Origin of the sequence: Brevibacillus sp. Leaf182 (assembly GCF_001423865.2) — a bacterium.
Taxonomy (GTDB): Bacteria; Bacillota; Bacilli; order Brevibacillales; family Brevibacillaceae; genus Brevibacillus; species Brevibacillus brevis_C.
In genome coordinates this window covers 76,838-89,230 of sequence record NZ_LMPN02000037.1, presented here as the reverse complement: position 1 = coordinate 89,230, position 12,393 = coordinate 76,838, and the positions used below count along the sequence as shown (strand labels likewise).

The following is a 12,393-nucleotide window of genomic DNA, read 5'->3' as shown; positions in this document are numbered from 1 at the left end:
GTCAAAGGAGAGCAACTCAATGATTCAGAAGCTTGCTGGAACTGCCAATAGGAACGGCCAACTACCTGGAGACGTCGAACAGAGGCTGTATGATTGGCAAGTGGATGATTATTGGAGACACATATTGGCAAACCGTGAACAAACATTAAACATGCCATTAGATTGTGTTCGCCCAGCGGTTAAAAGCATGGACAAAGGTTATGTCGCACAAAAGACAAGCCTCGAGTTAAAGAGAAAGCTGGAGCTTATTGAAGAGAAAGAAGCCGTATCCATGGAAATCATACTTCTGGCTGCTTTCATACTACTGCTCTCCAAATATTCTGGCCAAGACCAAATCTTCGTAGGGTGGACGTCTGATTCGTTTCAACAATCTGGTGGAAACCAAGCATCTTGCACCTCTGTAATCGCTGGCCACGTGGATCAGGAAATCACTTGGCGTGAGTATGTAGCCATCATCGAGCAAGTGTGCTTGCAGGCTCTTGCTCCGAAACGTTTCTCTTACGAAGAACTAGTGAAAACACTCGATTTGGACCAAGATCCGAGCAGAAATCCACTCTTTGATGTTCTCTTCAAAAAGAAAAATGAAGAGATTGAATGGAAGAAGTATGACTTTTCATTAGAAATCGATGCAGAAAAAGAGGGCATCTTTGTCAAAGTTCAATATGATACAAACCTCTTTTTCAAAAGCACAATGGAGAGATTGCTTTGCCATTATTTCAATCTGCTGGAGCAACTGGTCCGTAACGCCGACCAATGTCTCGCAGATATGGATATGCTCTCAGCAAATGAACGAGAGCACCTTGTTTATGGCTTGAATCAGACCACCACCGAATATCCATTTGATCAAAGCATTGCACACATGCTGGAGAAACAGGTTGAACAGCGTCCCGAGGAGATCGCTGTCGTGTTTGGTGAACAACGCCTCACTTACCGCCAACTACATGCGTCTTCCAATCGCATCGCCCATGCCCTGCATCACAGGGGAATCGGAGAGGGAGATGTCGTTGTCGTGATGGCCGAGCGTTCGCTGGAACTCATTACAGGTCTACTTGGAGTCCTAAAAGCTGGAGCTGCCTATACCCCGGTTGACCCTGGCTATCCAGCGGAGCGTCTTCGTTACTTGCTACGCAATTCAAGTGCGAAGTTGTTGCTCGTCCAGCGTGCGTTTCAAGACCGTATTACCGACACAGATGCGGATATTGTTGCGGTGGAAGACCTGCTAGCTGCTGAGTTGCCTAGCGAAAACCTGCCACTTCCCTATCATCCTGAACAATTGATGTACGTGCTTTATACCTCTGGATCAACAGGAAATCCGAAGGGAGCCATGATCCGATCGCATGCATTTGTTAATTTGCTCCATTGGTATACCCAAGAATTTACGTTTACCGAAAACGATCGGGTTCTGCTCATTGCTTCAGCCAGCTTTGATCTGGCGCAAAAAAATCTATACGCGCCGTTGATTACTGGCGGACGCTTAATCCTTTTTGAACCGGGTTTGTATGATTACGAACAGATGTCGGCGACCATTGAACGCGAGGACATTACCGTGATCAACTGCACACCTAGCGCGTTTTACCCGTTGCTCGAGGAGAATGCGGACGACGACTATAAAAAACTGAAAAGCTTGCGGTGGATATTTTTGGGCGGAGAACCGATCCACATGACCAAGCTGGGTCCATGGCTGCGCAGCGAGAACTGCCAGGCAGAGATCGTCAATACCTACGGCCCGACTGAATGTACTGATATTGCCTCCTATTACCGTATGCGTAGCGAAGACTGGCAAGGCGAAGCCGAACTGCCGATCGGCAAGCCAATTGACAATGTCCGGCTGTATGTAGTGGACAAAGAGATGAAGATTGTCCCGGAAGGAATGGAAGGCGAGCTTTGCATCGGAGGCGTCGGAGTCGGCCTTGGGTATTACAATGCTCCCGAGTTGACGGAGGAACGCTTTGTACAGAGCGACGAGTTGCCCGAAAGAGTCGTGTACAAGACGGGGGACGTAGTCAAGCGGTTACCAGATGGCAACGTTGCGTTCATTGGAAGGGTGGACCACCAAGTCAAAATCCGTGGATTCCGTATAGAAATTGAAGAGATTGAGAAAAAGCTCCTCGACCATCCACATGTGAAGGAAGCCGTAATCACTGCTGTACAAGATGCAGATGGAGACACATCACTTCGGGCATATGTAGTGCCGGTCGTTAGCTTGACTATCGACCAAATCCGCGATTACCTGCAGATGGAACTGCCAGCGTATATGGTCCCGCAGTTTTTCATATTGCTAGAGTCATTACCGCTGACTCCAAACGGCAAAATCGACCGCAAAGCGCTGCCCTTGCCATCCGAGAAAATGAGGCCAACAGAGGAACCTGATCTCAACGATGAGATAGAGCAACGATTGGTCGCCCTATGGCAGGAAGTGCTTGGGATCCGCAAGATAGGCATCCAAGACAGCTTCTTTCGTTTGGGAGGGCACTCGTTAAAAGCGATTGCCCTTCTCTCTCGAATTAAAAAGACATTTGGAGTGTCCATCCCGATTCAAACTTTATTTCGATCGCCGACTGTTCAGCAGCTTGCCGAGGTCATCCGGCGATCTCCTAAAACTAACGTCGTATCAATTCCTACTGCTGAGAGCCAAGAATATCATCGGCTTTCCTCGGAGCAAGAAAGGCTCTATGTTTTGGAACAGTTTGAGGATGTAGGCACTGCCTACAACGTGCCATGGGCGGCTCACGTATATGGCCCATTGGACGCTGACCGCTGTCACGAAGCATTTACCTCGTTAAGCCGTCGGCATGAATCACTTCGCACATGCTTTGAGATGATTGGCGATACGGTTTTTCAAAAAGTGTTGAAAGAAGTGAAAGGCTTCTTCACCTATGAGGAAGCGATTGCTGGAGTGCCTGACCAACTAATCAGGCAGTTCGTGCGTCCATTCGATCTGAGTGTAGGTCCGTTGTTCCGAGTGAAACTCATCCGGCTCGGCGCAAATGAACATCTGTTTCTACTGGACATGCATCACATTATTGCAGACGGTATTTCTATACAGATTTTACTGAAAGAATTTTCCGCCCTCTATGAAGGGAAAGCTCTAAACCCACTGCCGATGCAGTACAAAGATTATGCCAATTGGCAAAACAAAAGGCGGGAGACCTTGCAAGAACAGGAGCAGTATTGGCTCGACTTGCTACAAGGGGAGCTACCTGTACTGAATCTCCCCCTAGATCACCCACGGCCACCGTTACAAAGCTTCGAGGGCGACAAAGTAAGTGCCCACTTGGACGCTCCACTTGTGAAAAAGCTAAGACAGGTAGCCGAGGAAACGGGAACCACCCTGTATATGGTTTTGCTCGCGTCGTATCAAGTGTTGTTACACAAGTATACGGGACAAACCGATATTATCGTAGGCTCACCAATCGGGGGAAGGCAACAGGCTGAATTTGAAAATATAGTGGGAATGTTCGTCAACACACTGGCGCTAAGGAACTTCCCGCACCCAGCCAAGTCATTCCGTGCCTTTCTTACAGAAGTACGAGAGTGTTGTCTGAAAGCCTATGAACATCAGGAATGGCCGTTTGAGAAGCTGGTGGAGAAATTACAGTTCTCTCGGGATTTAAGCCGCAATCCGTTGTTTGACACCATGTTCGTGCTGCAAAACATGGAGAGCTACCTTCCAAGTATGGAAGGGGTAAAGATGGTAACTCATCCGATCAACGCCCATGTTTCTCAGTTTGACCTGATGCTGGAAGCAATCGAAAGAGGAAATGACACCATTCATTTGAATCTGGAGTTCTGCGTCAAGCTGTTTGCCAAAAATACGATGGAGAGGTTGCTACGCCATTACCTCAATCTGCTGGAGCAACTAGTTCATAATGTCGACCAACGTGTGGAAGAAATGGACATGCTGTCAGCAGATGAACGAGAGCGCCTTGTCTATGGCTTGAATCAGACCACCACCGAATTTCCTTCTAAGCTAAGCATTGCACACATGCTGGAGAAACAGGTCGAACAACGCCCGGATGAGATCGCTGTCGTGTTCGGTGAACAACGCCTCACATACCGTCAACTGCATGCATCCTCCAACCGTATCGCTCATGCCCTGCATCACAGGGGAATCGGAGAGGGAGACGTTGTTGTCGTGATGGCCGAGCGTTCGCTGGAACTGATTACAAGTTTGCTCGGGGTGCTAAAAGCCGGGGCTGCCTATACCCCAGTTGACCCCGGTTATCCAGCGGAGCGTCTTCGTTACTTGCTACGCAATTCCAGTGCGAAGTTGTTGCTCGTCCAGCGTGCGTTTCAAGACCGTATTGCCGACACGGATGCAGATATTGTTGCGGTGGAAGACCTTCTAGCAGCTGAGTTTTCAAGTGAAAACCTGCTTCTTCCCTATCATCCTGAGCGATTGATGTACGTGCTTTATACCTCTGGATCAACAGGAAATCCGAAGGGAGCCATGATCCGATCGCATGCATTTGTTAATTTGCTTCACTGGTACACCCAAGAGTTTACGTTTACCGAAAACGAACGGGTTCTGCTCATTGCTTCAGCCAGCTTTGATCTGGCGCAAAAAAATTTATACGCGCCGTTGATCACAGGTGGACGCCTGATTCTTTTCGAACCGGGTCTGTATGATTACGAACAAATGTCCAGCACTATTGAACGTGAGGGCATTACCGTGATCAACTGCACACCTAGCGCGTTTTACCCGTTGCTCGAGGAGAATGCAGACGACGGCTACAAAAAACTGAAAAGCTTGCGGTGGGTATTTTTGGGCGGAGAACCGATCCACATGACCCATCTGGGTCCATGGCTGCGCAGCCCGTACTGCCAGGCGGAAATCGTCAATACCTACGGCCCGACCGAATGTACCGACATCGCTTCCTATTACCGCATGCGCAACGAAAACTGGCAGGGTGAAGTCGAGCTGCCAATCGGCAAGCCAATTAACAACACCCGGCTGTATGTCGTGGATAAAGAGATGAAAATCGTGCCAGAAGGTATGGAAGGTGAGTTGTGTATCGGAGGCGTGGGGGTCGGTCTTGGCTATTACAATGCTCCCGAGTTGACGGAGGAACGATTTGTACAGAGCAACGAGTTGCCCGAGAGGGTCGTGTACAAGACGGGAGACATCGTCAAGCGATTACCAGATGGCAACATAATGTTCATAGGAAGGGTAGACCATCAAGTCAAAATACGTGGATTCCGCATTGAGATCGAAGAAATCGAAAAGAAACTCCTCGATCACCATCAGGTGAAAGAGGCAGTGGTTACGGCTGTACAAGATGCAAGCGGAGACACGACGCTCCGTGCATATGTAGTACCGATCACTAAGCTGACCACTGACCAAATCTGCAATTACCTCCAGATGGAACTGCCAGCGTATATGGTCCCGCAGTTGGTAATGATCCTCGAGGCATTACCACTGACTCCGAACGGCAAAATCGACCGCAAAGCGCTGCCCTTGCCTACTCAGCAAATCGAGCGAACGGAGGAAAACGATCCCAACGGTGAGACAGAGCAACGATTGGCGACACTGTGGGAGGATGTTCTTGGCATTAGCAAGGTTAGCCTCCAAGACAGTTTCTTTCGTTTAGGAGGACACTCCTTAAAAGCCATTGCCCTTCTCTCTCGGATCAAAAAGACATTTGGTGTGTCCATCCCGATTCAAACTTTATTTCGATCGCCGACTATTCAGCAGCTTGCCGAGGTCATTCTACAAACACCGAAGACAAGCATCGTATCCATTCCTACAGCAGGAGGGCAAGAATATCATCGGCTTTCCTCAGAGCAAGAAAGGCTCTATGTTTTGGAACAGTTCGAAGACGTGGGCACTGCCTACAACGTGCCATGGGCGGCTCACGTATATGGCCCATTGGACGCTGACCGCTGTCACGAAGCATTTACCTCGTTAAGCCGTCGGCATGAATCACTTCGCACATGCTTTGAGATGGTTGGCGATACGGTTTTTCAAAAAGTGCTAAAAGAAGTGAAAGGCTTCTTTACCTATGAGGAAGTGATTGCTGGAGTGCCTGACCAACTAATCAGGCAGTTCGTGCGTCCATTCGATCTGAGTGTAGGTCCGTTGTTCCGAGTGAAAGTCATCCGGCTCGGCGCAAACGAACATCTGTTTCTACTGGACATGCATCACATTATTGCAGACGGTATTTCTATACAGATTTTATTGAAAGAATTTTCCGCCCTCTATGAAGGAGAAGTACTGGAATCATTGCCGATGCAGTACAAGGATTATGCGAGTTGGCAAAACAAAAGGCGAGAGACCTTGCAAGAACAGGAGCGGTATTGGCTCGACTTGTTGCAAGGGGAGCTACCGGTATTGAATCTGCCCTTGGATCACCCGCGGCCACCGTTACAAAGCTTCGAGGGCGACAAGGTAAGCATCCACGTGGACGCCTCACTGGCCAAAAAGCTGGGACAGGTAGCCGAAGAAACAGAATCCACCCTGTATATGGTTTTACTTGCTGCGTATCAAGTGTTGTTGCACAAGTATACGGGACAAACCGATATCATTGTCGGATCACCAATCGGGGGAAGGCAACAGGCTGAATTTGAAAATATCGTGGGAATGTTCGTCAACACACTGGCGCTAAGGAACTTCCCGCACCCAGCCAAGTCATTCCGTGCCTTTCTTACAGAAGTACGAGAGCGTTGTCTGAAAGCCTATGAACACCAGGAATGGCCGTTTGACAAGCTGGTCGAGAAACTAGAGTTCTCTCGGGATTTAAGCCGCAATCCGTTGTTTGATACCATGTTCGTGCTGCAAAACATGGAGAGTTACCTTCCGCGCATGGAAGGGGTAAGGATGGTAACTCATCCGATCAACGCCCATGTCTCTCAGTTTGACCTCATGCTGGAAGCGATCGAGAGAGAAGACGGAGGCATCCAGTTGAATCTGGAATATTGCGTCAAGCTGTTTGCCAAAAACAAGATGGAGAGGTTACTACACCATTACCTCAATCTGCTAGAACAACTGGTCCGTAATGCCGACCAGCTTCTAGAAGATATGGACATGCTGTCACCGGAAGAACGAAAGCGCCTTGTTCATGAATTGAATCAGACCACCACCGAATATCCATATGAGCTAAGCATCGCACACATGTTGGAGAACCAGGTTGAACAACGCCCCGAGGAGATCGCCGTCGTGTTCGGTGAACAGCGCCTCACTTACCGTCAACTGCATGCGTCTTCCAACCGTATCGCTCATGCCCTGCATCACAGGGGAATCGGAGAGGGAGATGTCGTTGTCGTGATGGCAGAGCGTTCCCTGGAACTCATTACAGGCCTACTTGGAGTCCTAAAAGCCGGAGCTACCTATACCCCAGTTGACCCCGGCTATCCAGCGGAGCGTCTTCGTTACTTGCTACGCAATTCCAGTGCGAAGTTGTTGCTCGTCCAGCGTGTGTTTCAAGACCGTATCGCCGACACGGATGCAGATATTGTTGCGGTGGAAGACCTTCTAGCATCTGAGTTTCCAAGTGAAAACCTGCTGCTTCCATATGATCCTGAGCGATTGATGTACGTACTTTATACCTCTGGATCAACGGGAAATCCCAAAGGTGCTATGATCCGGTCTCATGCCTTTGTCAATTTACTTCACTGGTACACAAGGGAGTTTAGGTTTACCGAGAACGAACGGGTCCTGCTCATTGCTTCAGCCAGCTTTGATCTGGCGCAAAAAAATCTATACGCGCCGTTGATTACTGGTGGACGCTTAATCCTTTTCGAGCCGGGTTTGTATGACTACGAACAGATGTCGACGACCATTGAACGTGAAGGCATTACCGTAATCAACTGCACACCTAGCGCGTTTTACCCGTTGCTCGAGGAGAATGCAGACGACGGCTACCAAAAGCTGAAAAGCCTCCGCTGGGTATTTTTGGGCGGCGAGCCGATCCACATGACCAAGCTGGGTCCATGGGTGCGCAGCGAGAACTGCCAGGCGGAGATCGTCAATACCTACGGCCCGACCGAATGTACTGACATCGCTTCCTATTACCGTATGCGCAGCGAAGACTGGCAAGGCGAAATCGAGCTGCCGATCGGCAAACCAATTGATAACGTCCGATTGTATGTGGTGGACAAAGAGATGAAGATTGTCCCGGAAGGTATGGAAGGTGAGTTGTGTATCGGAGGCGTGGGGGTCGGCCTTGGCTATTACAATGCTCCCGAGTTGACGGAGGAACGCTTTGTACAGAGCAACGAGTTGCCCGAGAGAGTCGTGTACAAGACGGGAGACATCGTCAAGCGGATACCAGATGGCAACGTGGTATTCATTGGAAGGGTAGATCACCAAGTCAAAATACGTGGATTCCGCATTGAAATTGAAGAGATCGAGAAGAAGCTAATCGATCATCCTCTAGTAAAGGAAGCAGTGGTTACGGCTGTACAGGATGTGGACGGGGACGCGATACTCCGAGCATATGTAGTTCCGGTCAGCTCTTTGACAACCGACCAACTCCATCATTACCTGCAAGACGAGCTTCCAGGATATATGGTCCCGCAATATCTCATATTGCTAGAGTCACTACCGCTGACTCCGAACGGCAAAATTGACCGCAAAGCGTTGCCTTTGTGGCCCGATAACGTGGTTCTGACTGAGGAGGACGAACCGAGGGGAGAAACAGAGCAACAATTAGCCGCTCTGTGGCAGGAAACACTTGGAATCCGTAAGGTGAGCGTTCATGATCATTTCTTTCAGTTAACAGACCAAACCTTCAAAGCGCTTGATGTAATTGGCAAAATAAATAAGGCTTTTGGCGTTAAATCGAATCTTAATCTGTTGATTCGTAATCCTACCATTCGAGAACTAGCTAAACAGATCGAAAATTGCTCTGTGAATCCATTGCCTTCACTGGAAGTAGTTGCCGAGCGTCCTTTCTACCCAGCATCCTCAGCACAAAAGCGGCTGTTTATGATCAATAAACTACTAGGTAGCGGAACAACTTACAACGTTCCAGTCATACGCAGAATGAAAGGGAGACTGGACATTCAGCGTGTTGGGGAGGCCATGAAGGAACTTGTCCAGCGACATGAATCACTTCGGACATCCTTTCAATTGGATGTGGAATCCGGTGCGTTGCTCCAAAAGGTGCATTCTGACGTTTCGTTTACCTCTTTTGTATATGAACTGACCGAGGCAGAAGCGACAGAAATGATTCAAGATTTTGTCAGGCCGTTTCGCCTGGATAGACCACCGCTGTTTCGATCAGCGCTAATCAAGCTGATAGATAAAGAAGAGTGCATCCTCATCATTGATATGCACCATAGCATAACAGACGGTATGTCAATAGGGATTATACTAAAAGATTTAGTAGCCCTTTACGAAAAAAGACAGATGGACACCCCCAAGCTTCAATATAAGGACTACGCTGTCTGGGAAAATCAGCTCATGAATACGAGAGAATGGCAAAAGCAGGAGAAATACTGGCTAGAGATATTCAAAGAGCCTGTTCACCCGATACAAATGCCAGTCAGTCGCCAAGCTTCCTTGACAGCAGATACCAAAACCCGTACGATCTATTTTTCCCTTGAGGAAAACACAACTGTAGCCTTGCAGAACCTTGCTCAGTCAACAGAGACGACCCTTTTCATGGTGTTGATGACCACCTTTACAATTCTGTTGTCCAAGCTGTCTGATCAGGAAGATATTGTGGTTGGTACTCCAATCTCCGGAAGACATCACGATGGACTGGAGAATATCGTAGGAATGTTTGTCAATACGTTGGCCATTCGTAACTCGCTACGACGCAGCCTGAACTTTCTGGAGTATTTGAATCAAGTGAAGGAGCGACTGCTAGAAGCATATGAAAATCAAGATTATCCTTTTGATCATCTGGTGGACAAACTGAACGTCCCGCGTGAGCTCAGCACAAACCCTTTGTTCAATGTCATGTTCCAATTTGCACAAAAGGACGAAGTAGAGAAAATTGCGGGTCTGGAGATGCTCCCTGTCGAATATGATTGCGCTCCAAGCAAATTCGATATCCACTTTGTTGTCGTACAAGAAGATCAGCGGACCCTGTACCTGGAAATGACATACCGAGATGCGTATCTCCCAGATGAATCGGCTAACGAGTTCATTGCTCAATTTATTGAATTAGTTCAGCAAATTGTTAATGATACGAGTATTTGTCTTAAAAAGATCATGACCAGCCAACGAGTACAACCGTAGCTTTTGGACATAGTCCCGCCTTCTACATTGGCGGGATTTTTTTACATCCTCACCCTGAAGTAAATATAGGAAGCACCCCCGAACACGAGGGTGCAGACTGTAGCGTCTAATAGAAGGGAACACGGACAGGAGAGAGATTGAATGATAGCTAGCAACGTTTTGTTTAAGGAGTTTGCAGTTTTGAAATCGGACAAAAAGAGATTATCATAAAAAAACGAGATTGAAATGGGGGATTTTCCCTGAATACCAGAGCAAAACATTAGTTGGTATTATCGAGGCTTTCGAGTTTCATCAAAGAATAAACAAAGTAACTTCACAAATTAAATAGCAAGAGTGCTGGTCACCCTCAATCATTTAGAAAAAACTGAACAAATGTATTCAAGGCAATGATCTCAACCGTTTCACAAAACTTGTCGTTCTGCGCGCAAGCAGTAAGAGTATATTGGTCATCAAGAAAGAATATTTTAAAATACCAATTACATTGATCATAGACACGTAATCCCTCAACTCCACCTCCTCGAACAGTTGAAAAGCTATTTAGGGGAATCGAGAGTCCATGGCCGATTGCTTTGACATAACTCTCCTTGGCCGTCCAGACTTTAAAAAAGCGAGAGTATCTTTGCAGAGCATCCTGTTCATTCTCAATAAATTCATATTCTTCTTGTGCAAAAAACTGTTTTGCAATCTGTAGATCAACCGTATGTATTCTTTCTATATCAATACCCACAGGGTGCTCGTCTATTATGCAGACTATCCATCTGCCCGAGTGTGAGATATTAAAATGAAGTAGGTTTAACGGCATGTAAAGGTACGGTTTTCCAAATGTGTTCTTGCTAAATAAGATACTTTTCAGAGGAATAGCAAATTTTTCAGAAACGATTTTTCTAATAAGGAGGTCGCCCAATAGTCCTCTGATCAGATCTTCACGTTGAAGGAACTTGGACAGTCTTTGTTTCTTTTCTTCAGTAACAAAGGTTAAGAGGTGTGAAATGTACACATCTGGTAATGTAGATATAGGGACAGCGTATATTTGCATAATGTTCAACCTCCAGTACAGTTGTCATGCTTTCAGGGGATTTGAACATTTAGCATTTACCTATGATGGCTAAATGAATTACACACTAGGCTCAATAAATTCAATACCAAGGTCGATAATTCGCTCATCTCCCATAAGGGAAACAAGCACTTTTACCCTTCTCCTGTGTTTATCGATTTTTTTAATAATACCTTCCATTCCTTTTAATGGACCTGATTCTACATATACTTTAAAATCTTGCGTGTATACTTGGGAAAAATCGATCTGATCATCATTATTCAGAAGTTTAAGAATAATCGACATTTCTTCTTCGGGAATCTTTTTAAAATAATGCGCTTCTTCATAATTTTGATTCCCACGGCAGTTTCGGGGGGAAACGGTACTATCGTATGTTAGGTCTATCTTATTTAGATAGTTTAGTATGCGGATGATTTTTGAATGCCGTTTAATGGAGTAGTATGTTGAAAAATTCATTTCTGTTTTTACAAAAATATATCCGGGGAACAAATTCTTCTCGACACGCAGAAGTTCACCGTTTTTTTTCTCAGGAACGATTCGTTTTGGAACGATTGAGTATAAAGTTTCTTTATCAAAGGCTTTATTCAGCCAATCTTTTACAGAATGTTCATTACCCGATTTAACAAAGAGAACATACCAGTTCATATAGGTGATTGACTCCTTTTCGAGATGTTTCTCAGATAATTGGTAGTAACAGCAGCCCTAGAATTAAATGCTCAACAGTACTTGAGTCATGTAAAACGTTGTCGTCGTGTAACAATTATTGAGACCCTCTACTCTGAATCCCTTGATCGAAAACTTTTTCAAGTCCATCCACTTAAAAAGATAAGAGACATTTAGATTGTAATTCAAATTAGTTGAAAAAATTATCATTTTTTATATTTATTACCAACACTATGGTAACCCCACACTAGCTTATCGTCAAGTTCATTCTCGCATTTCGGTTGAGGTTCAATTGCTTTCGAATTATAAAGGAAAAGCTGTCCTGCTGGTAAATTCCATGCCTTTGTCCATATTGTTCAGCACGTTCGGAATGCCAGACGTTACAGCTATGATCCTACAAAAAGGATGGATTCATCTGTAGGGAGGAGTAGTGATACAAAATCATATTGACGTCCTGAATTCATAACCTACGAAGAGAGTAGCACAGGTT

3 protein-coding genes are annotated in these 12,393 nt (G+C 46.4%); 1 reads left to right on the top strand and 2 read right to left on the bottom strand.

Annotated features, from left to right (window positions below; genetic code table 11):
- The first annotated feature begins 19 nt into the window (after nucleotides 1–19).
- Nucleotides 20–10,186: a non-ribosomal peptide synthetase gene (locus ASG16_RS27965; RefSeq protein ID WP_198674284.1), complete on the top strand. Its 10,167-nt coding sequence runs from the start codon at nucleotides 20–22 to the stop codon at nucleotides 10,184–10,186.
- 346 nt (nucleotides 10,187–10,532) lie between these two features.
- On the opposite strand, the gene ASG16_RS27960 is transcribed toward ASG16_RS27965, so the two are convergent.
- A complete protein-coding gene (locus ASG16_RS27960) occupies nucleotides 10,533–11,222 on the bottom strand; it encodes a 4'-phosphopantetheinyl transferase family protein (protein WP_056487416.1) in 690 nt (229 codons plus the stop codon).
- A gap of 78 nt (nucleotides 11,223–11,300) precedes the next feature.
- A complete protein-coding gene (loaP, locus tag ASG16_RS27955; RefSeq protein ID WP_056487414.1) occupies nucleotides 11,301–11,885 on the bottom strand; it encodes an antiterminator LoaP in 585 nt (194 codons plus the stop codon).
- Between the last annotated feature and the right edge of the window lie 508 nt (nucleotides 11,886–12,393).